The organism is Bradyrhizobium sp. ORS 111, from assembly GCF_045571485.1.
Classification (GTDB): domain Bacteria; phylum Pseudomonadota; class Alphaproteobacteria; order Rhizobiales; family Xanthobacteraceae; genus Bradyrhizobium.
This window is the reverse complement of sequence record NZ_CP120701.1, coordinates 5,054,114-5,077,865: the sequence shown is the minus strand read 5'-3', so window position 1 is coordinate 5,077,865 and position 23,752 is coordinate 5,054,114. Positions and strand designations below refer to the sequence as shown.

General features: G+C 64.5%; 19 protein-coding genes. 12 read left to right on the top strand and 7 right to left on the bottom strand.

Annotated elements, in window-relative coordinates; genetic code table 11:
• The first annotated feature begins 47 nt into the window (after nt 1–47).
• From P6U30_RS23700 to P6U30_RS23690, 3 genes are all read left to right on the top strand, one after another.
• Nucleotides 48–1,643 carry a sugar ABC transporter ATP-binding protein gene (locus P6U30_RS23700; protein WP_407165308.1) on the top strand — a complete coding sequence of 532 codons (1,596 nt, stop codon included), beginning with the start codon at nt 48–50 and terminating at the stop codon, nt 1,641–1,643.
• Nucleotides 1,640–2,632, top strand: coding sequence for an ABC transporter permease (locus tag P6U30_RS23695; RefSeq protein WP_407165307.1), 993 nt, complete (start codon nt 1,640–1,642; stop codon nt 2,630–2,632). Before P6U30_RS23700 ends, P6U30_RS23695 begins: the two co-directional genes overlap by 4 nt.
• A gap of 104 nt (nt 2,633–2,736) precedes the next feature.
• Nucleotides 2,737–3,789 carry a substrate-binding domain-containing protein gene (locus tag P6U30_RS23690; RefSeq protein WP_407165306.1) on the top strand — a complete coding sequence of 351 codons (1,053 nt, stop codon included), beginning with the start codon at nt 2,737–2,739 and terminating at the stop codon, nt 3,787–3,789.
• Nucleotides 3,790–3,973: 184 nt separating this feature from the next.
• Here the strand turns inward: P6U30_RS23690 and P6U30_RS23685 are convergent, their stop codons facing one another.
• A complete protein-coding gene (locus P6U30_RS23685) occupies nt 3,974–4,765 on the bottom strand; it encodes a DeoR/GlpR family DNA-binding transcription regulator (RefSeq protein WP_407165305.1) in 792 nt (263 codons plus the stop codon).
• Nucleotides 4,766–5,106: 341 nt separating this feature from the next.
• Between P6U30_RS23685 and deoC the strand changes: the two genes are divergently transcribed.
• The 8 genes from deoC to P6U30_RS23645 all read left to right on the top strand — a co-directional run bounded on the left by deoC (nt 5,107) and on the right by P6U30_RS23645 (nt 14,468).
• A complete protein-coding gene (gene deoC / locus P6U30_RS23680; RefSeq protein WP_407170524.1) occupies nt 5,107–6,024 on the top strand; it encodes a deoxyribose-phosphate aldolase in 918 nt (305 codons plus the stop codon).
• Between the two features lie 10 nt (nt 6,025–6,034).
• Complete coding sequence (locus P6U30_RS23675; RefSeq protein WP_407165304.1) at nt 6,035–8,422, top strand: aldehyde dehydrogenase family protein; 2,388 nt, start codon at nt 6,035–6,037, stop codon at nt 8,420–8,422.
• A 79-nt stretch (nt 8,423–8,501) separates the two neighbouring features.
• Complete coding sequence (locus P6U30_RS23670) at nt 8,502–8,957, top strand: RbsD/FucU family protein (RefSeq protein WP_407165303.1); 456 nt, start codon at nt 8,502–8,504, stop codon at nt 8,955–8,957.
• 5 nt (nt 8,958–8,962) lie between these two features.
• Nucleotides 8,963–9,886 (top strand): ribokinase, encoded by a 924-nt coding sequence (gene rbsK, locus P6U30_RS23665; protein WP_407165302.1) that lies wholly within the window; start codon nt 8,963–8,965, stop codon nt 9,884–9,886.
• 8 nt (nt 9,887–9,894) lie between these two features.
• Nucleotides 9,895–10,770 carry a carbohydrate ABC transporter permease gene (locus P6U30_RS23660; RefSeq protein WP_407165301.1) on the top strand — a complete coding sequence of 292 codons (876 nt, stop codon included), beginning with the start codon at nt 9,895–9,897 and terminating at the stop codon, nt 10,768–10,770.
• Nucleotides 10,767–11,804 carry a carbohydrate ABC transporter permease gene (locus P6U30_RS23655; RefSeq protein WP_407165300.1) on the top strand — a complete coding sequence of 346 codons (1,038 nt, stop codon included), beginning with the start codon at nt 10,767–10,769 and terminating at the stop codon, nt 11,802–11,804. The genes P6U30_RS23660 and P6U30_RS23655 overlap by 4 nt, the downstream gene beginning before the upstream one ends.
• Before the next feature lie 48 nt (nt 11,805–11,852).
• Complete coding sequence (locus tag P6U30_RS23650) at nt 11,853–13,292, top strand: extracellular solute-binding protein (RefSeq protein ID WP_407170523.1); 1,440 nt, start codon at nt 11,853–11,855, stop codon at nt 13,290–13,292.
• A gap of 78 nt (nt 13,293–13,370) precedes the next feature.
• Complete coding sequence (locus tag P6U30_RS23645; protein WP_407165299.1) at nt 13,371–14,468, top strand: ABC transporter ATP-binding protein; 1,098 nt, start codon at nt 13,371–13,373, stop codon at nt 14,466–14,468.
• A 257-nt stretch (nt 14,469–14,725) separates the two neighbouring features.
• On the opposite strand, the gene P6U30_RS23640 is transcribed toward P6U30_RS23645, so the two are convergent.
• The 6 genes from P6U30_RS23640 to P6U30_RS23615 form a co-directional block, all read right to left on the bottom strand.
• The gene (locus tag P6U30_RS23640) at nt 14,726–16,738 is read right to left on the bottom strand and encodes an acetyl/propionyl/methylcrotonyl-CoA carboxylase subunit alpha (protein ID WP_407165298.1); all 2,013 of its coding nucleotides are present in this window, start codon (nt 16,736–16,738) and stop codon (nt 14,726–14,728) included.
• 19 nt (nt 16,739–16,757) lie between these two features.
• Nucleotides 16,758–18,365 carry a carboxyl transferase domain-containing protein gene (locus P6U30_RS23635; protein WP_407165297.1) on the bottom strand — a complete coding sequence of 536 codons (1,608 nt, stop codon included), beginning with the start codon at nt 18,363–18,365 and terminating at the stop codon, nt 16,758–16,760.
• A 9-nt stretch (nt 18,366–18,374) separates the two neighbouring features.
• Complete coding sequence (locus P6U30_RS23630; RefSeq protein WP_407165296.1) at nt 18,375–19,538, bottom strand: acyl-CoA dehydrogenase family protein; 1,164 nt, start codon at nt 19,536–19,538, stop codon at nt 18,375–18,377.
• A 116-nt stretch (nt 19,539–19,654) separates the two neighbouring features.
• Nucleotides 19,655–20,074 (bottom strand): Zn-ribbon domain-containing OB-fold protein, encoded by a 420-nt coding sequence (locus P6U30_RS23625; RefSeq protein ID WP_407165295.1) that lies wholly within the window; start codon nt 20,072–20,074, stop codon nt 19,655–19,657.
• On the bottom strand, nt 20,071–21,252 hold the full coding sequence (locus P6U30_RS23620) for a thiolase C-terminal domain-containing protein (RefSeq protein ID WP_407165294.1): 1,182 nt from the start codon (nt 21,250–21,252) through the stop codon (nt 20,071–20,073). Before P6U30_RS23620 ends, P6U30_RS23625 begins: the two co-directional genes overlap by 4 nt.
• The gene (locus P6U30_RS23615; RefSeq protein WP_407165293.1) at nt 21,249–22,784 is read right to left on the bottom strand and encodes a class I adenylate-forming enzyme family protein; all 1,536 of its coding nucleotides are present in this window, start codon (nt 22,782–22,784) and stop codon (nt 21,249–21,251) included. Before P6U30_RS23615 ends, P6U30_RS23620 begins: the two co-directional genes overlap by 4 nt.
• Nucleotides 22,785–22,941: 157 nt before the next feature.
• Between P6U30_RS23615 and P6U30_RS23610 the strand changes: the two genes are divergently transcribed.
• Nucleotides 22,942–23,751, top strand: a complete 810-nt coding sequence (locus P6U30_RS23610) for an enoyl-CoA hydratase/isomerase family protein (protein ID WP_407165292.1) — start codon at nt 22,942–22,944, stop codon at nt 23,749–23,751.
• The last annotated feature ends 1 nt before the right edge of the window (nt 23,752 follow it).

The following is a 23,752-nucleotide window of genomic DNA, read 5'->3' as shown; positions in this document are numbered from 1 at the left end:
ACAAAATGTCACCATCGTAGCAGCGATGGGCTGAGCGGGAGGAGAAGGTGGAGCCGTCTGGTTCGGTTGCAGCACAGCCCGGATCGCCGACGCCGCTCGTGATGGTCAACGGCATCAACAAGCGCTTCGGCGGCGTGCGTGCGTTGCGCGATGTGAACCTCGAGGTCCGCGCCGGTGAGGTGCATGCGCTGCTCGGCGAGAACGGCGCCGGAAAATCCACGCTGATCAAGATTCTCAGCGGCGTGCATGCCTTCGATAGCGGCGCGATCGAGATCGCAGGCCAGCCGGTGGCGTTCGACAGCCCGGCGAAGTCGCGCGAGGCGGGCATCGCCGTCGTCTACCAAGACCTCAGCCTCGTTGAATCGCTCAGCGTCGCCGACAATCTGTTGCTCGGCCGCGAGCCGCTCGGCCGCTTCGGCTTTGTCCGGAAGCGCGCATTGATGGCGCAGGCCCGAGAGTTTTTGGCGCAACTCGGCATTCCCCTCGACATCAGGGCGACCGTGGGCTCGTTGCCGTTTGCTTATCGCCAGATGACGGAGATCGCGAAAGCGCTGATGGGTGAGGTGCGGCTGCTCATCCTCGATGAGCCGACGTCGTCGCTGACGTCGGACGAGGTCCGCATCCTGTTTGACGCGATCGGGAAGGTGACGCGCCGCGGGGTCGGTGTGATCTATGTGACCCATCGGCTGAACGAAGTGTTCGAGATCTCGCAGCGCGTCACGGTGCTGCGCGACGGCGCCAATGCCGGCACGTTCGTCACCGCGGCGACTGACATGAAGCGGCTGGTCAATGCGATCGTCGGAAGCGATCGCGCGACGCCGTCTGCACCTCGCGCTAAACCGCCGGCCACGCGTTCCGTCGAGGCGCCGCTCGTTCTATCTCTATCGAACGTATCCAATGACAGCCTCCGTGCGGTGGACCTGTCGGTTAGGGAGGGCGAGATCCATGGCCTGGCCGGATTGATCGGCAGCGGCCGCACCGAGATCCTGGAAACCATCTTCGGCCTGCGGCCGGTCGAAAGCGGCACATTCGAAATCGACGGCCGTCGATGGCTGCCGAAGAGCCCGGCCGACGCGATCGACCGGGGCATCGCGCTGGTGCCCGAGGATCGTCACGTGCAGGGCCTGGTGCTGGATCATTCGATCGAGCGGAACGTCACGCTGTCGCGGCTCCCCTATTTATCGCGCTGGGGCTGGATGCAGCACCGCGCGGCGCTGCGGCGCGCGGAGAATGCGATCGGCAAGCTCGCGGTGAAGGCGCAGGGCGCCGCGAGCCTGGTCAGGACGCTCTCCGGCGGCAACCAGCAGAAGGTCGTATTCGCCAAATGGAACGATCCGCGGCCGCGCGTGCTGCTTCTCGACGAGCCCACCGTCGGCGTCGATGTCGGCGCGCGCAAGGAAATCTACGGCGTGATCCGGCATGCCGTCCGCGATGGCACCGGCGTTCTCGTCGTCTCCTCCGACCTGGTCGAGCTGATCGAGCTCTGTGACCGCATTTCCGTGATCGTCGACGGCCGCGTCGTCCGGACCCTGGTGCGTGGTGAGATCGACGATGCCGAGGAGCTTCATCATCTCCTCCAGGTGTTCCAGGCCTCCGGCCAAAGCGCATTGGAAAGAGGCGTATCGCAAGAGCTGCCAGCATGACCGAATTGACCGCGTCCAATATCGTCGCCCCGCCGACACCGTCCGATCGCCGTCGCAAGCTGCTGCAGAGCCTGCTGCGCGGCGAGCGGCCGTACATGCTCTACATCGCCTTCGTCATCCTGCTCGTCGTGTTCAGCCTGTCCTCGCCCTGGTTCCTGTCGGTCGAGAACTTCCTCAACATTGGCCGGCAGACCACGCTGGTGTCGATCATCGCCGTCGGCATGACCTTCGTCATCATTGCGCGCCAGATTGATCTGTCGGTCGCATCGACCCTGGCGCTCTCGGGCATGGCGGCGGCGCTGGCAATGAGCCGGATCGACAACAGTTGGATCGTCGGCGCGGTGGCCGGGCTCGGCACCGGCGCGCTGGTCGGTTTGCTCAACGGCATCCTGACCACGCAACTCTCGATTCCATCGTTCCTGGTGACGCTCGGCACGCTCAGCGTGGCGCGTGGGTTCGCAATGATGGTCACCAACACCAAACCGGTCATCATCACCAACGAGACGTATTTTTCGGTCTTCGGCGAGGGCTCATTCCTGGGCATTCCCGTGCCGATCGCCTGGACGCTGGCCGCGATGATCGCGGGCATCCTGCTGCTGCACTACAACGTGTTTGGCCGGCGGATCTATGCGGTCGGCGGCAACCCGACGGCGGCGCTCTATTCGGGCATCAACACCAAATGGGTGACGACGGCAGCTTTCGTCCTCACCGGCACGCTGGCCGGTCTTGCGGCGCTGGTGCTGTCGGCGCGCTCGCACGCGGCGCGGCCGGATGTCGTGCAGGGCATGGAGCTCGACGTCATTGCTGCCGTCATTCTCGGTGGCTGCAGCCTGTTCGGCGGGCGCGGCTACATCCTGGGCACCTTGTTCGGCAGCCTGATCATCGGAATGCTCAACAATGGTCTCGTGCTGCTCGGCGTCAGCTCGCCGATGCAGCTCGTGATCAAGGGCGCGATCATCGTTGCCGCGGTGGCTTTCACGAAACGCTAGGCGGGGTCAGGCGCATCGCATGACGCACAGATTCATTGCGCTGCGCGGGTAGGGGCAAGGTCGCTGGCCCTCCGGTCAATCGGCGACCAAAATGGGAGGAAACCATGAAGCCAATCTTGCGACAAACCGTGCCGCTGACCGCGCTGATTGCGGCAACGGTGATTTCAACTGTTCCCGCAGCCATGGCCGAAGTGCCGGCAACCTGCATCAAGGGCGTCGATCTTTCGACACTCGGACCGAAATCGATCGTCGGACAGGGGCCGCATGGCGAGAAGGCTGCGTCGCCCGAGGTGCTCGCGCTGTCGGAGGCCGATGTGGCCAAGATCAAGGAGCGCCATTTCAAGGTCGGCATCTCCATGCAGACGGTCAATCTCGACTGGTCGCAGCTCCAGATCCAGGGCATCACCGACACGCTGAAGAAATACGGCGTGACCGTCACCGGAGTCGCGTCGGCCGAATATCAGGTCGACAAGCAGATCGCCGACATCGAGAACACCATCCAGCAGCATCCGGATGGCATCATCTCGATCCCGGTCGACTTCACCGCGACCGCGCCGACCTACAAGAAGATCGCCAAGGCCGGCATCAAGCTGGTCCTGATGGACAGCATTCCGACCGGCCTGAAGCATCCCGAGGAATACGCCGCGATGGTCTCGGCGGACAGCCAGGGCAACGGGCAGATCGCGGCGCAGATCCTGGCCTCCTGCGTGGCGCAGGGCGGCACCATCGGCCTCGTCAATTTCGGCGTCGACTATTTCAGCACCAACGAGCGCACCAAGGGCGTCCGCGAGTGGATGAAGAAGAACCGGCCGGACATCAAGATGAAGCAGGTCGATTTCACCGATCCGCCGAAGGTCTCGCAGATTGCCGGTGACTTCCTCACCGGCAATCCCGATATCAAGGGATTGTTCGCAGTGTGGGATCAGCCGGCGCTGGATACGCTGAGCTCGATGCGGGCGCAGGGCATCGACATCCCCGTCACCACGGTCGACCTCGGCCTGCAATCGGCGATCGAGATCGCCAAGAGCGGTCCGCTGAAGGCGACCGGCTCGCAGCGTCCCTACGATCAGGGCGTCGCAGAGGCGATGGCGATGATGAACGCGCTGCTGGGCAAGGAAACGCCGGCCTGGATCGGCGTGCAGTCGCGCTGCCGGTGACGCAGTCGAACGTGCTGGAGTCCTACAAGACGGTGTTCAAGAAGGAGCCTCCACCGGAGCTGACCGACGCCTGCAACAAGGCGAAGCCGGCCTGCAACTGAGCTCTTCGCTCGCGGTTGCACGGTGTCGCAACGGCGTGCAACCGCTGACCGGCCTGATCCGGGCGAGCCAGCCCCCGCCCGGGTCAGGTTGCGTTGGTCACATACTCGACGGGCAGGCTGCGGAAGTGCTTGCGCATCTCCGCTGAGGCCATGCCGCCGACGATGATCCGCGAATACGCCTCGACGTCGGAGAAGAACGCCGGCTTGAGGCTGCCGAGCTTGCTCGCATCGACCACCAGGATACTTTCCATCGCGGTGGCAATGACGGCCTGCTTGATGGCGACTTCGTGAAAGTTCGAGCAGCTCGCGCCGCGGCTCCAGTGCACGCCGCCTGCGGAGATGAAGGCCTTGTTGATCCCGAGCCGCCGCAGGTAGGCCAAGCCATCGTCCGATGAGAAGGACTGCGACGAGGGATGGTAGAGCCCGCCCATCAGCATCACCTGCGTGGCCGGGCGCCGCGTCACGATGGTCGCCACGTTCATCGAATAGCAGATTACCGAGAGCGGCAGATCCTCGGGCAGGCAGTCCGCCAGCGATTGCATCGTGGTGCCGCAGTCGATGAAGATCGTGTCGCCTTCCTTGATCGAGGCGGCGGCAGACCGGCAGGCAAGCAGCTTGTCCTGGGTGTGCTGGTCGATCTCCTGCTCGAAGGTGTACTTGATCCCGGTCGGTGACGCGGCGTTGACGACGTAGCCGCCGAGCAGCGCAAGCGCGGCCTCCGGCCCGGCGAGGTCGCGTCGCACGGTCATTTCAGACACCTTGAGCAGTTCGGCGGCGTCCTTCAGGTGCAGCGCGCCGCTGCTCTCGACGGCGCGACGCAGCCGTTGCAGGCGCTGAACGCGCGTCTCGCTTGGTCGTGTCGGTGTTTCAGTCATTTTGGTCACCGAGCTTTGCTTATCCCGTTGACAATGATCTTACAATGTTGTGAGTTTATCAACGGCCATATGTTACAATAATAACATTCGGGCTAAGTGAATTCATCCCAGTGTCCGGCGAGTCGTGCGACCGGCAGGCGATGAGCTCCAGTGAACGGGAGGATCACATGTTGCGATCGGGTCATTCAGTCTATCTGGCGCTTCAGTCGATTCGCTAGGATCGCGGTTCGATGACGCAGAGCGTCTTCATCCAAAATCCATCCGCAGTGCCGGTGCAGCCTCATGGTCGGGGCGAGCCGCGCGCGCTTGCGGTCTCGCGCAACAGCGGTCGCGCGCTCGAGATGGATTGGATCGACGAGATCAGGATCAACCTGTCCGCCGCCGAGCGACGCGTGGCGAGCCTGCCGGGCCGGCGCACCGTCAAGAAGGACGCACAGGCTGCGTGGCTTCTGAAGGCGATCACCTGCATCGATCTGACGACCCTCAACGGCGACGATACCGCGGAGCGGGTGAAACGCCTCTGCGCCAAGGCTAAGGCCCCGGTGCGAAGCGACATTCTCGAGGCGCTCGGCTTCGCCAGCCGTGAGCTGCACACCGGGGCGGTGTGCGTCTATCACCGCTTTGTTGCAACCGCAGTCGAAGCGCTCGACGGATCCGATATTCCGGTCGCCGCGGTCTCGACCGGATTTCCGGCCGGTCTCGTGCCGCATGACCTGAAGCTCAAGGAGATCGAAGCCTCGGTCCGGGACGGCGCGCAGGAGATCGACATCGTCATCACCCGCGAACACGTGCTGACCGGAGACTGGCGCGGGCTCTATGCCGAGGTGCGGGATTTCCGCGCCGCGTGCGGCGATGCGCATCTGAAGACCATTCTGGCGACCGGCGATCTCAAGACGTTGCGCAACGTCGCCAAGGCCTCGATGGTCTGCATGATGGCCGGGGCCGATTTCATCAAGACCTCGACCGGCAAGGAGGGCGTGAATGCGACGCTGCCGGTTACGCTCGCGATGTTGCGGATGATCCGCGTGTATCAGGAGCGCACCGGCTACAAGATCGGCTTCAAGCCCGCCGGCGGAATCTCGACGGCCAAGGACGTGCTCAACTATCAGTTCCTGATGAAGGAGGAATTGGGCCGCGACTGGCTCGAGCCGGATCTGTTCCGGATCGGCGCGTCGAGCCTGCTTGCTGATATCGAGCGCCAGCTCGAGCATCACGTCACCGGCCGCTACTCGGCCTTCAACCGTCACCCCGTGGGATGAGACTCCGGCGATGAGCGTCGCACATTACTACGAGACCATGGAGTATGGTCCCGCGCCAGAGGCGGACGGCGAAGCGCGCGCCTGGCTGAAGCAGCACGGAGCCGTGTTCGGGCACTTTATCGACGGCAAGTTCGTCGCGCCGCATTCCGGCAAGCACCTCACGACGATCGAGCCTGCCACCGGCAAGACGCTGGCCAAAATCGCCGAAGGCTCCGCCGCCGACGTCGAGGCCGCGGTGCGCGCCGTGCGCAAAGCGCAGCCGCTATGGGCCAAGCTCGGCGGTCACGGCCGCGCACGCCATCTCTACGCGCTGGCGCGCATGCTGCAGCGTCATGCGCGCCTGTTTGCGGTGCTGGAAGCGATCGACAACGGCAAGCCGATCCGCGAGACGCGAGATCTCGACGTGCCGCTCGCCGCGCGCCATTTCCTGTATCATGCCGGCTGGGCGCAATTGCAGGAGCGCGAGTTCGCCGATCAGGTGCCGGTCGGCGTGATCGGGCAGATCATCCCGTGGAACTTCCCGCTGCTGATGCTGGCATGGAAGATCGCGCCCGCGCTGGCCGCGGGCAATACGGTGGTGCTGAAGCCGGCCGAGTTCACCTCGCTGACCGCCTTGCTGTTCGCCGAGCTTGCGGCGGACACCGGTCTGCCGCCGGGTGTGCTGAATGTGGTGACGGGCGATGGCGCGACCGGCGCGCTGCTTGTCGAGAGCCCCGGCGTCGACAAGATCGCGTTCACCGGCTCGACCGAGGTCGGGCGGCTGATCCGGCAATCGACCGCCGGGAGCGGCAAGTCGCTGACGCTCGAGCTCGGCGGCAAGTCGCCCTTCATCGTGTTCGATGATGCCGACATCGACGGCGCTGTGGAAGGCGTGGTCGACGCCATCTGGTTCAACCAGGGTCAGGTCTGCTGCGCCGGTTCGCGCCTGCTGCTGCAGGAAGGAATCGCCGAGACCTTCCGCAGGCGCCTCATCCGCCGCATGGAAACGTTGCGTGTCGGCATGCCGCTCGACAAGGCGATCGACATGGGTGCGGTGGTGGCGCCGGTGCAGCTCGAGCGGATCAAGGCGCTGGTCGAGACCGGGGTGAGGGAGGGCGCCGAGAAATACCAAGCGCCCGGCGCGATCCCGGCAGAAGGGTGCTTCTATCCGCCGACCCTGCTCTGGAACGTGCAGCCGTCCTCGACCGTCGCGGTCGAGGAGATCTTCGGGCCGGTGCTGGTGGCGATGACGTTCCGCACGCCCGACGAGGCCGTGATGCTCGCCAACAACACACGTTACGGGCTTGCCGCCAGCGTGTGGAGCGAGACGATCGGGCTGGCGCTGGATATCGCGCCAAAGCTCCTGGCCGGTGTGGTCTGGGTCAACGCGACCAATCTATTCGATGCCAGTGTCGGCTTTGGCGGCTATCGCGAGTCCGGGTTCGGTCGCGAGGGCGGCCGCGAAGGCGTGCACGAATATCTCAAGCCGAAGGCCTGGAGCGGGCGTAAGCCGCGCCCGGTGGCGCCTCCGCAGCCGGCTCCGGCTGGCTCGAATGCCGGCTTCGGCGTGCCGCCGATCGACCGGACCGCGAAGCTTTTTGTCGGCGGCAAGCAGGTGCGCCCCGACGGCAATTACTCGCGTGCCGTGCTGTCAGCGAAAGGGCGGAATCTGGGCGAGGTGGGCGAGGGTAACCGCAAGGACATCCGCAATGCCGTGGCCGCGGCGCGTGCGGCCGAGGCGTGGGCGAAGGCCACCGCGCATAATCGCGCCCAAATCCTTTACTACCTTGCCGAAAATCTCTCCGCGCGCGGGGAAGAATTCGCCCGACGCATTGCCGACATGACCGGTGTATCGGGCGCGAAGGCGCGCGCGGAAGTCGATGCCAGTATCGAGCGCTTGTTCAGCTATGGGGCCTGGGCCGACAAATTCGAGGGGAGCATCCATGCGCCGCCGTTGCGCGGCGTTGCGCTGGCGATGCACGAGCCGATCGGCGTGGTTGGTGTCGCCTGTCCCGACGAGGCGCCATTGCTTGCCTTCGTCAGCCTGGTGGCGCCGTTGATTGCGATGGGCAACCGTGTCGTCGCCGTGCCGAGCGAGCGGCATCCGCTCGCCGCGACCGATTTCTATCAGGTGCTGGAGACGTCGGATGTCCCGGCAGGTGTCGTCAATATCGTCACCGGCAGCCGTGATGGGCTCGCGAATGTGCTGGCCGAGCATGACGATGTCGACGCACTCTGGGTATTCGGTTCGCAGGAAGCCTCGGCGGCGGCCGAGCGGCTGTCGGTCGGCAATCTCAAGCGCACGCTGGTTGACTACGGCCTGATGCTTGACTGGTATGACGGGGCGGCATCCGAAGGCCCGATCCTGCTCCGCCATGCGGTGCAGGTGAAGAACATCTGGATTCCCTATGGAGACTAGGGAGACTGCCTCGCCGTGAGGCGAGCGGAGAATCCGGGCCGTCAGAGTCCGGACGTTTTCGAGGAAGGGAGGAGGCAATATGCTCAAGGGCATCAATCCACTGCTGAACGCCGACGTGCTCTGTGCGCTGCGCGCCATGGGGCATGGGGATCGGCTGGTCGTCTGCGACACCAATTTTCCGGCCGACTCGATCGCGCGCCAGACGGCGCTTGGCCGGCTGCTGCGCATCGACAATGTCAGCGCCGCCAAGGCCGTCGAAGCTATTCTCTCGGTGCTCCCGCTCGACACCTTCGTCGACGATGCGGCGATCCGGATGGAGATCGTTGGCCAGCCCAAGGAAGTGCCGCCGGTGCAGCGCGAGGTGCAATCCGCGATCGACCACGCCGAGGGGCGGTCCTGGCCGCTTGTCGGCGTTGAGCGCCACGCCTTCTACGAAAAGGCCAAGACGGCTTACTGCGTGATCGCAACGGGCGAGCGCCGCTTCTACGGCTGCTTCCTGTTCAGCAAGGGCGTCATCGGACCGGACGGAGAGTGATGACCATGAGCAGGAGCGGCGTCGCCATCCTCGGCGTCTTCGTCGTCGATCTGGCCTTCCGCGCCGGCAACATGCCGGCGATCGGCGAGACCATTGCCGGATCGGGATTTGCGATGGGTCCCGGCGGCAAGGGATCCAATCAGGCGGTCGCTGCCGCGCGCGCGGGCGCCGGCGTGACCTTCATCTCCCGGATCGGCAGCGATGCCTTCGGCGAACTCGCGATCAAGACGTGGGAGGCCGAGGGCATCCGGCCGCGCGTCGCCAAGACCGCCGACACGCCGACCGGCGCGGCGTTTATCTACGTGCACGAGACGCGCGGCGACAACGCGATCATCGTGGTGGCCGGGGCGGCCGGCGGTCTCTGTCCGGCCGATGTCGACGCGGCGGCCGATGCCATCCGCGACAGCCGGGTGTTCGTGACGCAGCTCGAACAGCCTGTCGATGCGGCGCGGCGCGGGCTTGAGCTCGCGCGCGCGGCAGGCTGCATCACGGTGCTCAACCCTGCGCCGGCGATCAAGTTCGATAGCAGCCTGTTCACGCTGTGCGACTATGTCGTACCCAACGAGACCGAGGCCGAAGCGTTGACCGGGATCGCCGTTGGCGACCTCGCCGGTGCGCGACGCGCCGCCGACGCGCTGCTGGCCAAGGGAGCGGGGACGGCGCTGATCACGCTCGGGGAGCGCGGTGCGCTGTTCCATGGCCGCGATCGCTCGCTGCATGTGCCGCCGTTTGCTGCCGGCAAGGTGATCGAAACGACCGGTGCGGGCGACGCCTTCGTCGGCGGCTTTGCGGCGGCGCTCGCGGACGGCGCCGATCCGCTCGCCGCTGCGCGCTTCGGTTCGGCGACGGCCGGGATTTCGGTGACGCGAGCCGGGACGGCACCTTCGATGCCGCGGCGCGCGGAGATCGAAGCTCTCTTGAGGGAGTGATCCACTCGATGATGCGGAATGATCCGATCAAGCATGTCTTTATCTGGCCGGCGGTGCTCGTCGTGCTGGCGATCTCGATCTTTCCGCTGATCTATTCGCTGACCACGAGCTTCCTCAGCTATCGCCTCATTCCGCCGATCCCGCCCCGCGTGGTCTGGCTCGGCAATTATGCGTCGCTGCTGCAGGAGCCGCGGTTCTGGAATGCGATCTCCACCACGACGTTGATCGCCTTCATCGCGGTCGGGCTGCAATACGCAATCGGCTTCGGCGTGGCGTTGGCGCTCAATGCGCGTGTGCCGGGCGAGCGGCTGTTTCGTGTCGCTTTGCTGCTGCCTATGCTGCTCGCGCCGGTGGCTGTCGCGCTGGTGGCGCGCATGATGTTCAACCCGACCATGGGGCCGCTCAACCAGTTCCTCAGCCAGTTCGGCCTGGTCAACCTGCCATTCCTCACCAACGGGCATTGGGCGCTCGCCTGCATCATCGCGGTCGAGATCTGGCAGTGGACGCCGTTCGTGATCCTGATGATGCTGGCCGGGCTGCAAACGCTGCCGCAGGATGTCTACGAGGCGGCCGAGCTCGAGAATGCCAGCGCCTGGCAACAGTTTTGGGGCATCACCTTTCCGATGATGCTGCCGATCTCGGCCGCGGTCGTCTTTATCCGGCTGATCGAGAGCTACAAGATCATGGACACCGTGTTCGTGATGACGGGCGGCGGACCGGGGGTGGAGACCGAGACGCTGACCCTGTTCGCCTACCAGGAAGGGTTCAAGAAGTTCAATCTCGGCTACACGTCCGCGCTGAGCTTCCTGTTCCTGATCGCGATTACGATCATCGGCGTCACCTATCTGGCGCTGCTGCGGCCGCATCTGGAGAAGCGCCGATGAGCGGCCGCGACCTGACCGGACTTTCCCCCTGGAGCCGCCGCCTGGTCGCTGCCGGCGTGCTCGTCTGGTGCTTGATCACGGTGTTTCCGCTTTATTGGGTGGTGGTGACGGCGTTCAAGACGCCGCCGGGCGTGGTCGGCGGCCCGACCTACCTGCCGTTCGTCGACTTCACGCCGACCTTGCAGGCCTTCATCGACCTCTACCATGGCATCCGCGGTGAGTTCTTCCGGACCTTCCTGAACTCGACCATCGTGGGCCTCTCGGCTGCGGCGATCGCCACCACGATCGGTGCGATGGCGGCCTATGCGCTGGTGCGGTTCGAGTTCAAGGTCCGCCTCGGCGCGGGTCTCGCCTTCCTCCTGCTCGCGCTCGGCGGCTATCTCGTCTTCAACAACACGCTTGGCTTCACGCGGCCGCAGGCGCTGCTGCTGGCCTTCCCGATCGCACTTGTGGTCGCGGTTATCGCCAACCGGCTTCCCTTGCCCGGACCGATCCTCGGCAATGAGGATATCCTGTTCTGGTTCGTCAGCCAGCGCATGTTCCCGCCGATCGTCGCGGCCTTTGCGCTGTATCTGCTCTACAGCGAGATCGGCAGGCTCGGATTCCAGCTCATCGACAGCTACATCGGCTTGACGCTGTGCTACGTCGCGTTCTCGCTGCCGATCGTCGTCTGGCTGATGCGGGACTTCTTCGAGGCCGTGCCGATCGAGGTCGAGGAGGCCGCGATGGTCGACAACGTGCCGAGCTGGCGCATCTTCTTCGGCATCGTGGTGCCGATGTCGATGAACGGACTGCTGGCGACCTTCATGATCACGCTGGCCTTTGTCTGGAACGAGTTCCTGTTCGCACTGTTCCTGACCAATTCCAGATGGCAGACGCTTCCCATTCTGGTGGCGGGACAGAACAGCCAGCGCGGCGATGAATGGTGGGCGATTTCGGCGGCGGCGCTGGTCGCCATCATTCCGATGATGATCATGGCGGGCCTGCTGAGCCGCATGATGCGCTCCGGCCTGCTGCTCGGAGCCATCAAGTAAGAAGACTTAGGTAGGGAGGAGTAGACGATGTTGCGACGAACGTTCCTGATGCTTGCCACCTCGCTCGCCACGGCCTGTATCACGGCCCAGGCGAACGCCGCCTGCAGTCCGGATTATTCCGGCGTCACCTTGACGGTGGCGTCGCAGACCGGGCCATATATCGCCTCCGCGCTCAAGCTCGGCGCGGACGAATGGACGAAGAAGACCTGCGGCAAGGTCAATGTCGTCGAGTTTCCGTGGTCGGAGCTGTATCCTAAGATCGCGACGTCGCTGACGTCGTCGGATGCGACCTTCGATCTCGTCAGCTTTGCACCGGCCTGGCTGCCGGACTTCGTGCCCTATCTCAGCGAGATGCCGAAGGAGATGCAGTCCGGCAAGGATTGGGACGATATCGAGCCTGCCTATCGCGAACGCCTGATGGTGTGGGAAGGCAAGATCTATTCGCAGTCGATGGACGGCGACGTGCACACCTACACCTACCGCACCGACCTGTTCAGCGATCCCAAGGAGAAGGACGGCTTCAAGGCCAAATACGGCTACGACCTGGCGCCGCCGAAGACCTGGAAGCAGTATCTCGACATCGCCGAGTTCTTCCAGCGCCCGGACAAGGGGCTGTGGGGCACGGCGGAAGCGTTCCGTCGCGGCGGCCAGCAGTTCTGGTTCTTCTTCAGCCATGCGGCGGCCTATACCAACAACCCGAACTATCCGGGCGCGATGTTCTTCGACCCGGAGACGATGGACGCCCAGATCAACAATCCCGGCTGGGTGAAGGGGCTGGAGGAATATATCCGCGCCTCGAAGCTTGGACCGCCCAACGCGCTCAACTTCTCCTTCGGCGAGGTGAACGCGGCGGTGGCCGGCGGTCAGGTAGCGGAGTCGATCGGATGGGGCGACACCGGCGTCATTGCGGCCGATCCGAAGCAATCGAAAATCTCCGGCAAGGTGGGCTCGGCGATGCTACCCGGTTCGGATGAGATCTGGAACGCCAAGACCAAGAAGTGGGACAAGTTCCCGTCGGTGTTGCCGGGCCCGTTCATGGCGTTCGGTGGCTGGCAGATTGCCGTGCCGAAGGCCGGCAAGAACCAGCAGGCGGCGTGGGACTTCGTCAAGACGCTGACCAGCCCGGAAGTGTCCGGTCAGGCGGCGATCACCGGCGGCAGCGGCGTCAATCCCTATCGCAAGTCGCACACGGCCAATCTGCAGCTCTGGAGCAAGATCTTCACGTCTGAAGAGGCCAAGGAGTATCTCGGCGCGCAGTCGGACTCGATCAACGCCAAGAACGTGGCGCTCGACATGCGGCTGCCCGGCTACTTCTCCTACACCGAGGTCGTGGAAATCGAGCTCGGCAAGGCGCTGGCCGGCCAGACCACGCCGCAGGCGGCTCTCGACGCGATGGCGAAGGAATGGAATCGTCTGACCGACGAATTCGGCCGCGCCAAGCAGCTCGCCGCCTACCGTGCGGCGATGGGCCTGCCGCCCAAGAACTAACATGCTCATGAGGTCCCGGATGACCCGTGATGTCGTCCGGGACCTCAACGACTATCTGCGAGAGACAGAAAAGATTCCATGGCGCACGTCGAGATCGAGAACGTCAGCAAGGCATACGGACCCTACAAGATCATCGAAGGGCTCGATCTCAACGTCGTCGACGAGGAGTTCGTCGTACTGGTCGGTCCGTCCGGCTGCGGCAAGACGACGACACTGCGGATGATCGCGGGGCTCGAGACCGTCACCAGCGGCACGATCCGGATCGGCAATCGCGACGTGACGCAACTGCGGCCGGGACTGCGCAATTGCGCGATGGTGTTCCAGAACTACGCGCTCTATCCGCACATGACGGTCGGCGAGAACATCGGCTACGGCATGAAGGTGCGCGGCGAGTCGCGTACCAGCATCGAGAAGTCCGTCAAGGACGTGGCGCGGATCCTCGACCTCGAGCAATATCTCGACCGTCGCCCCAAGCAGCTCTCGGGCGGTCAGCGTCAGCGCGTGGCGATCGGCCGCGCCATCGTGCGCAGCCCCGACGTGTTCCTGTTCGACGAGCCGCTGTCCAATCTCGACGCCAAGCTGCGCATCGAGATGCGTACCGAAATCAAGGCGCTGCACCGCCGGCTTGCCAAGACCATCGTCTACGTGACTCACGACCAGGTCGAAGCCATGACGATGGCCGACCGTGTCGTGGTGATGAACCGCGGCCGGATCGAGCAGGCGGCCGATCCGATCACGATCTACGAGAAGCCGAGCAACCTGTTTGTCGCGGGCTTCATCGGCGCACCCAGCATGAACTTCATCCACGGCGAGATTGTTGCGCGCGACGGCGGATTGTTTTTCACCGAGCCATCCGGCACGGCGTTGAGGCTGCCGAAGTCCCGCGAGGCGGCCTATGCCGGCAGCGTCGGCAAGCCGGTGGTGCTGGGCGTCCGACCCGATCATGTCCTGCATCAGGGAGCGCCGGCTGATACTTCTATCCGCATGATCGTGAAGGACGTGGAGCCGCTCGGCCCGCACACGCTGGTGATCGGTAGCGTCGGCGCGTTCCCCTTCACGGCGCAGATGCACGTCGGCGTCGCGGCTGAGCCGGACCGTCCGTTCGACGTCAACCTCGATCTCCAACGCGCGCACTTGTTCGACCGCGCGTCGGGGCAGGCGATCGCGGCGCCTTGAACCAACTTCGCATCGGTCATGGGCATGGGCAGCGGCGGGGCAAACCGCGATAAGTTTAGATCGAATCGAGTTGGGCCAGGCGTTCGGTTCACCTCTCCCTTGGGAGAGGTCGATTTGCGCAGCAAATCGGGTGAGGGGCCGCGGCGCCAAAGAGAGACCGTAATTCCTCACCCGGCGCTGCGCGCCGACCTCTCCCAAGGGAGAGGTGAAGCACCGCCGCCGCTCCGGCTCAACCGGATCGCATCGCGATCTAGACCTTATGGCGCCTCCACGGACGCAAGTTGCTCGACATCCACAACCGCAACCACGGCATTGCGCTCGACCGTCTCGCCGGCGCAGACATGCACGGCGCTCACGATGCCGTCGACCTTGCTGGCGAGGCGCAATTCCATCTTCATGGACTCCATCACGACGACGGTGTCGCCTGCCTTGACGCGGTCGCCGACCGTGGCGTCGGCCTTCAGCACGACGCCGGTCATCGGTGCCCGCACCTCTCCGCTGACCTCGGTCGCCGCGCTGATGTAGCCGAGATACGGCATCGCCGTCAGCGCGTGGCGTTTCCGCCGATCCTGAACGAAGATCGTTTGATCCTGTTGCTGGATGCGGACGGTTCGATGTTGCGACCCGGTCACCGCCGCGAACAGGTGGTCGCCAAGGCTGGTCAATTTGACGCGGATGCGCGCGTCATCGATGCCGACCAGCATCGAGCCGTCGGCGGCCAGAGGCGCAAAGCGGATCTCCGCACTGGCATCTCCACTCTCCAGGTGCAGGATCGGGATCGAGGACAGTCCCTCGTCGGCGGCCGCCATCTGCCATCCCGTGAGTTGCCGCGTCTGCCAGGGATTAGTCGATGCGGCCGGCCGGCTTTGCAGCAGCCAGAAACAGGCCGCCATCGCCAGCGCCTCGACGTCCAGCGCCCGGTTTGCTGCGGTGAGAGAGATGATCTCGTCATCGATCAGGCGGGTGTGGAACGTGGCATTCCGCGTCGCGGGCAGCGCGATCAGGCGCTGGAGGAAATCCTGGTTGGTCGTCAGGCCGAGGATCGAGGTTTCGTCCAAGGCGGTTGCCAGCCGGTCGATCGCTGCTTCGCGCGTGTCGGCATAAGAAATCAGTTTGGCCAACATGGAATCGTAGTGCGGCGTGATCACGGAGCCGGTCTCGATGCCGGTCTCGACGCGAGTGTCGCCGTTGGGGAACCGCACATGAGCAAGCTCGCCGGTTGACGGCATGAAGCCGTGATCGGAATCCTCGGCGCAGAGCCGGGCTTCGACGGCATGCCCGCGCAGGCGGATCCGGTCTTGCGCGAACGGCAACCCCTCGCCAGCCGCGATCCGAAGCATGAGCTCGACGATATCGAGGCCGGTCACCATCTCGGTGACGGGATGCTCAACCTGGAGCCGTGGATTGACCTCGAGGAAGTAGTACTCGCTGCCGCTGACGATGAATTCGACGGTGCCCACGCCGCGATATTCCAGGCGCTGACCCAGGCGAACCGCATCGGCAAGGATACGCTTGCGCATGGGATCGGGAAGGTTGGCCGCCGGAGCTTCCTCGATCAGCTTCTGGTGGCGCCGCTGCAGCGTACATTCGCGCTCGAACAGGTGGACCACATTGCCTTTGCCGTCTCCGGCAATCTGCACCTCGATGTGACGGCCGCGCCCGACCAGCTTCTCGACGATGAGGCCTGCGTGGCCGAACGCATTCCTGGCCTCGCGCATCGCAGATTCGATCTCTTCGCTGAGGCGGTCCAGCGTCGTGATCGCGCGCATTCCCTTGCCGCCACCGCCGGCCGCGGCCTTGAGCATGACGGGAAGACTGAGTTCGCTGACGATCCGCGCAATCTCACCTGGATCTTCGCTCGGCGTCGTGCTGCCCGGAACGGTCGGCACGTCAGCGGCCGCCGCTTCCGCCTTGGCGGAGGCCTTATCGCCAAGCCGTTCGATCGTCTCCGGCGTGGGGCCGATGAAGACGAGGCCGGCAGCCTCCACCGCACGGGCAAAGCCGGCGTTCTCGGCGAGGAAGCCAAAGCCGGGATGAATGGCCTCGGCGCCGGTGGCTTTGGCGGCGCCGATCACGGCGTCAATGTTGAGGTAGCTTTCGGCCGCCGGGGCGCCCCCGATCTCGACGGATTCGCCGATCAGCTTGACGGCGAGGGAGCCCGCATCCGCCGAGGAATGGACTCCTGCGACGGCAATGCCGAGCCGTTGGCAGGTGCGGGCGATCCGGCATGCGATCTCGCCGCGATTGGCGATCAGGATCTTGTTAAACACGGAAGCGGTCCTCCATCGGTCACATCCGGAGCACGCCGAAATTCGTCGGCTGGGGCGGCAGGCGGCCGGCGAGGTCGAGGAGCAGGCCCATCACGTGGCGCGTTTCCAGCGGGTCGATCACCATGTCGCACCAGGTGTTGCGCGCGAAATTGTAGGCGTTGGCAAACTCCTCGAAGGTCTTGCGGGTCGGCGCCATGTAGGCTTCGCGCTCCGCATCGGTCCAACTGCTGCCTTCGCGCTTGTGGACCTCGTCGCGAACCATCGCGAGCGTGGTGGCGGCCTGGTCCGGACCCATGATCGCCGAGCGGCCGTTCGGCCACATCATCATCGCATTGGGCTTGAAGGCGCGGCCGCACATTGCAAGATATCCGGCCCCATAGGCGTTGCCGACGATCAGCGTGTATTTCGGCACGTTGGCGCTCGCCATCGCCGTGATCATTTTGGCGCCATCCTTGGAGATGCCACCTTCCTCCGCCTCGCGGCCGACCATGAAGCCGGTGACATCGGCAATGAACAGCAGCGGAATGTTACGCTTGCAGCAGAGATCGATGAAGTGGGTCGCCTTCAATGCGCTCTCCGAGAACAGGACGCCATTGTTGCAGAGGAGGCCAACCTCGAAGCCCATGATCCTGGCAAAGCCCGTGATCAATGTGTCGCCGTAGAGCGGCTTGAACTCGTGGAATTCGCTGCCGTCGACCAGGCGCGCAACGATGTCGCGATTGTTGGTGGGGATGCGGGGATCCGAGCTGATCAATCCGTAGATCTCGCTCGGATCGAACACGGGGTCGCGTGCCGGCGCCACCGTCCGGCGCTGCGCGGGAACATCACCCAGATTGGCCACGATGTCGCGGGTGATCGCGATGGCGTGGCCGTCGTTCTCGGCGAGGTGATCGGTGACGCCGCTGATCCGGCTGTGCATCTCGCCACCGCCGAGCTCTTCGATGCCGACCTCTTCGCGCGTCGCGGCGTAGACGAGCTGCGGTCCGCCGAGGAACATTGCGCCTTGATTACGCACGATCACCGTTTCGTCGCAGAGCGCCGGCATGTAGGCGCCGCCTGCCGTCGAGGGACCGTGGACGATAGCGATCTGCGGGATGCCTTCGCCGGACATCCGGATCTGGTTGTAGAAGATCGAGCCGAACTGACCCTCGTCGGGAAAGATGTTGGGCTGGTCGGGAAGATTGGCGCCACCCGATTGCACCATGGTGATGCAGGGCAGGCGATGCTGCCAGGCAAAGCGCTGGGCGCGGACATGCTTCTTGCAGGTAATGCCGTAATAGGTGCCGCCTTTCACGGTCGGCTCGTTGGCGATGATCATGCAGGGGCGGCCCTTGATTATGCCGACGCCGGTGATGATGCTGCCGCCGGGCGGCACGCCCTCGTACATGCCTTCGCCCGCAAGCTGGCAGAATTCCAGGAAAGGCGATCCCGGATCGATCAGCGCGGCGATCCGCTCACGCGGCAGCAACTGGTTACGCTCCTTGTGCAGACGCCGCGCGCGCTCGGGGCCACCGAGTGCGGCTTCTGAGCGGCGCCGGCGCAGATCGGCGATCCGGACCTCATAGGCTTGCCGGTTGCGGCGATATTCCTCGCTGCCGACCGCAACATCTGATTTCATCACCGCCATGGCCTGGTCCTAATAGCTGCGCGGCAAGCCCATGACGTGCTCGCCGATATAGTTGAGGATCATCTCCCTGTTCAGCGGCGCGGTCTTGAGCAGGCGCACGAACGGATAGAGATCGAAGATGCCGTATTCCTTGGTGAAGCCGTTGCCGCCGTGACACTGGATTGCGGTGTCGACGGCCTTGATGCCGGCATCGGCCGCCGCGAGCTTGGCCATATTGGCGAACTCGCCGGTTTCGCGTCCCTGGTCGAAGACCCACGCCGCCTTCAGCGTCATCAGCGAGGCGAGCTCGATATCGGTGCGCGTGCTCGCCAACGGATGTTGCAGGCCCTGATAGGCACCGATCGGTACATTGTTGAAGACCTTACGTTCGCGGCTATAGGCGACCGCGCGGTTCAGCGCATAGCGGCCGAGGCCGCAGCAGATGGAGCCGACCAGGATGCGCTCGGGATTGAGGCTTTTGAACAGGATGCCAAAGCCCTTATCGATCTCGCCGACGACATCGTCCGGGCCGAGCTCGACCTCGTCGAAGAACAATTGCCACTGCGTCTCGGGAGCGGGGATGCTGACCGGAATGTACTGCTTCTGCACACCCTTGGCCTTCAGGTCGACGATGAAGAGCGTGAAGCCTTCCGTCTTGCGCTGCACCTCGGTATGCGGCGTGGTGCGCGCCACCACCAGAGCGAAATCCGAACCGTCGGCGTCTGTGATGAAGGTCTTCTGACCACTCAGCGCGAAGCGATCGCCGCGCCGCTTTGCGATCGTTGCGGTACGGATGGTGTTGGTGCCCGCATCAGGCTCGGTGATGGCGAAGCAGAAGCGGGTGTTACCCCGGCACGCATCAGGCAGATAGCGCCTCTTCTGGGTCTCGGAGCCGTGTTTGGCGATGAAGCCGAGGCTCATCGCGGCACCGACGACAAGGTTCAACAGCGGGATGCCGTTGTTGGAAAGACCTTCGAGGAACAGATGCATCTCGACCATGCCCTGACCGGCCCCGCCATAGTCTTCGGGCACCATGGTGCCGACAAAGCCGTCTTCAGCGATCTGCCGATACAGGGCCTCCGGAAACACGCGCTTCTCGGCGCAGTCCATCCAGTATTTGCGATCGAATCTCCGGGCGATGGTGTCGCCATATTCGAGGATCTGCCGCTGCTCCTGCGTGAGATCGAAATCCATGCGTCCTCCCTAGACGGCACGTCGATAGGCTGATCGGCACGACCATTCTTAGGCGGGGGCGCCGTCGAGTTCAACGGCTAAATCTAACGGTTGTTAGAAAGTGCTGTGCTTGCCGATCAAGCCTTGCGGAATCGCGGCAACGTCACCTCGTCCGTGATCTTTTCGAAGGCGAGCACAACTGGCATATCGAACGTGACGTCGTCCGGCGGGCCGCCGGTATAGGTGCTGATCATCCGCGGGCCTTCCTCCAGTTCGACCAGCAAGACGGCGTAGGGCACGTCGGCCTTGAATGCCGGTCCCGGTGCGCGGTGAACGACGCTGAAGGAGTGCACCTTGCCGCGCCCGCTGGCGGGCCGCTGCTCGAGCTCCTCGCGCCCGCAGGCCCGGCACGTCGCCTGCTGATAATACTGCACATGTCCGCAGGCCAAGCAGTGCTGGAGGAGCAATTGGCCGTCGCGCAGGCCGCGCCAGAAGGCGGCCGTATCGGCGTCCGGGGTCGGCAGCGGCTTGCGCGCGGCGTCTTCGGCTGAGATCACAGCGTGTCCTCCGTTCCGAGCACCGTGGTGGCGTTGGTGGCAAATCCGGCGCCAAGGCTGTGGACCAGGCCAAGCTTTGCGTCCGCGACCTGACGCGGACCGCAATCGCCCCGCAACTGCGCAACGACTTCGTGGAAGTGAAACAACGATCCGGGGATGCCGGAATGGGCGAACGAGAGCAGACCGCCATGGGTGTTGGATGGGATTTTGCCGCCGTAGGTCATCTGGCCGTCGGCGACGAAGCGTCCGCCTTCGCCCTTCGGGCAGAAGCCAAGGTCTTCCAGCATCATGATGACGGTGCCGGTGAAGCAGTCGTAGACGCCGGCGACGTGCATGTCGTCCGGGCCAAAGCCCGCCATCTCATAGGCGCGCCGACTTGACTCGACCGCGCCCGTGACCGTCAGCGACGGCATCAGGAAGATGTGCTCATGCGTGTAGCATTCGCCGCCGCCGAGGATATAGACGGGCGTTTTGACGCCAAGTGCCTTGGCGCGTTCGGCCGAGGTCAGGATGAACGCGGCGCCGCCGTCCGAGATCAACGAGCAATCGAGCTTGTGATACGGCGTGGTCACCATGCCGGAGTTGAGGACGTCGTCGACCGTGATCGGTGCGGTCTGCTGCGCGCCCGGGGTGCGCGAGGCGTGGTGGCGCTGGGTGACCGCGACCTTGGCGAGCTGTTCGGGCGTGGTGCCGAATTCCTTCATGTGCCTGTGCGCCGTCATGGCGAAGGTGTTGGCGACGGGAATGCCGAACGGCATCTCGTATTGCTGGTCGCGGCTTTCCGTCAGCGAGCGCAGCGCAAGGTCCGGCGTGAGCCCGGTCATCAGGCTGTCCGCGGCCACCACGAGCACGACCTCCGCCAGCCCGCCGCAGATCGCCGCAGCGCCGATGTTGAACATCGTGGCGGCTGTCGCGCCCGAAACCTGGAGATTGTTGGAAAAGGTCGGCTGGATGCCGAAATACTCGCTGAACGCCACACTGAAGCGATGGAACGGCGAGGCCATGGCGTGGCTCGACAGCACGCCGTCGATTTGGCTTTTGTCGATGCCGGCGTCGGCGACCGCCTTCCTTGCCGCATCGGCCGCGAGCCACAGCGGGCTGCGGCCGGGAACCTTGCCGACCGGCGACTGCCCGATCCCGATAATGGCGACCTTGCCGCGGAGATTGTCGCGGCTCATGGCGCGACCTTGCTGATGCGGTTTTCGAGCTCGTGACGCTGGACCTTGCCGCTGGTCGAGCGCGGAAAATCGCCAAAGTCGATGAAGTGAAACTGCCGGGGGCGTTTGTAGCCAGCGAGATCACGCCGGCAGAGTTCGACGAGCTCGGCTTCCGTCAGGCTGTCGTCCCGGCGCGCGACAAATGCCACCGGCACCTCGCCCCATTTGGCATCGCGCGCCCGCACTACTGCAACTTCCGTGATGCGCTTGTCGGTCAACAGGACGCGCTCGATCTCGGCGGGGTAGACGTTCTCGCCGCCCGACTTGATCATGTACTTGGCGCGGTCGACGAAATCGAGTGTGCCGTCGTCGTTGCGGCGGAATACGTCGCCCATGTGGAACCAGCCGCCGCGAAAATCGCGCTCGTTTACGTCATCCGCTTGCCAGTAACCCGAGAACACTGTGCCGCCGCGAATGGCAAGCTCGCCGGGACTGCCGCCCGGCACCTCGTTGTCGGCGGGATCGACCAGCTTGACCTCGCAGAAGGCATTCTGGCGCTTCGAGAGCCGCGTTGGCGCGACGCCGATCGGGATCAAATCGCGGGAGGCGGGCGGCAGGCCGGTCTCGGTCGAGCCGAAGCTGTTGAGATACGGCGCCTTGATCAAGTCGGTCGCCGCCGCGATCGCATGCGGCGGGACAAGGTCGGCCATTGCACCACAGACGCGCACGCCCTTGGCGATCGTCCGCTCCGCCCGCATGCCTTCGACCAGCGCCTCCACCATGCCCGGGATCAACACGAGCCAACCGATGCGATGCGAGCTGATCGCGTTCAGCAGCGGCTCGATCTGGAAGCCGTCGATGATCACGACCGTTCCGCCGCGCAGCAGCGTTGCGAGGCCATGGTCGGTGGAGGCCATGTGGAACAGCGGCGCCCAGGCAACGAAGCTCTCGGACGTCGTGATTCCGAGTTCGGACGTGAACACCAGGGCGCGCATGATCATCGCACGATGCGAGATTACCGCTCCCTTGGGCAGGCCGGTGGTCCCGCTGGTGTAGAGGATGACGAGACCGTCCTCGGGCCGGGCCGTCACGGGCACGCCGCGACCGTCCTGCTGCGCGAGAAGGCGATCATATTGCGTGCCCAGTTCGATCTGCGGACAGGAGGGGCCGGATCCCAGCGAAGCAGCCAGGTCGGGCTCGACGATCAGCAATTTGGGCGAGACCAGCTCGACGCAGTAGGCGAGTTCGCGCGGCGACAGGCGCCAGTTCAGGCAAGCGGTGATGATTCCGAGATGGGCGGCGGCCAGTTCGATCTCGAAATATTCCGGGCGGTTGCGGGAGAGCAGGGCAACGCGATCGCCGCGCCGTAACCCCTGCGCCGCCAGCATGGCGCTGGCGCGCCGGACGCGATCGAGCAGTTCGCGGTAGCTGATGCGGCGATCGCGGTATTCGATGGCGATCGATCCCGCATTCAGCGCGGCGCACGCACCGAACAGCGCGCCGACGGTTGCAATCGAGCCCGCCTGAGCGGGAAGGCTATCCTGGCCGGTCATCATGTTTCCTCAAAGGACGCGCTGTCTTTGTCGACAATCTTGGTCCAAACTCCGAGCTTGCGACGCCCGTCGATCGGTCCTAAATTCTAACATCTGTTAGAAAGAATTGATAGGCCGAACGCGCTTGGCGCGGCGAGGGAACCACGAGGAAATGCCGATGTCGAATCGTTACAAGGCCTATACCCGGCTCAAGATCGACTATCCCGCCGATCGGATCCTGCGGCTGACCTTCGACCGGCCCGAGACCTACAACTCGGTCGACGCCGAGACCCACACCCAACTCACCAACATCTGGCGCGATATCAACGACGATGCTGACATCAACGCTGTCATCGTCACGGGTGCTGGCAAGGCGTTCTCGGCCGGCGGCGACTTCGAGCTGATCAAGAGCCTGCTCGACAATCCGGTCGCGCGGATGGCGACCTGGCGCGAGGCGAAGGATCTCGTCTACAACGTCATCAACTGCAACAAGCCGATCATTTCGGCGATCAACGGCGTCGCGGTCGGCGCTGGTCTCGTGGTCGGCATTCTTGCCGACGTGTCGATTTGCGGAAAATCGGCTCGGATCGTCGATGGTCACACCCGGCTGGGCGTGGCGGCCGGCGATGTCGCCTGCATCATCTGGCCGCTGCTGTGCGGCCTCGCCAAGGCCAAATACTACCTGTTGACCTGCAAGCCGCTGTCGGGCGAGGAGGCCGAGCGCATCGGGCTGGTGTCGCTCTGCGTCGAGGACGCAGAGCTGCAGACGATTGCGCTCGAAACCGCGCAGGATCTGGCGAGCGGCGCGCAGAGCGCGATTCGCTGGACCAAATACGCGCTCAACAACTGGCTTCGTGTCAACGGCCCATTGTTCGATACCTCGACCGCGCTCGAAATCCTCGGCTTCAGCGGCGCGGAAGCGCGGGAAGGGCTGGCCTCGCATCTCGAGAAGCGCAAGCCATCGTTCCCGCCGGACTGCCCGATTTGAT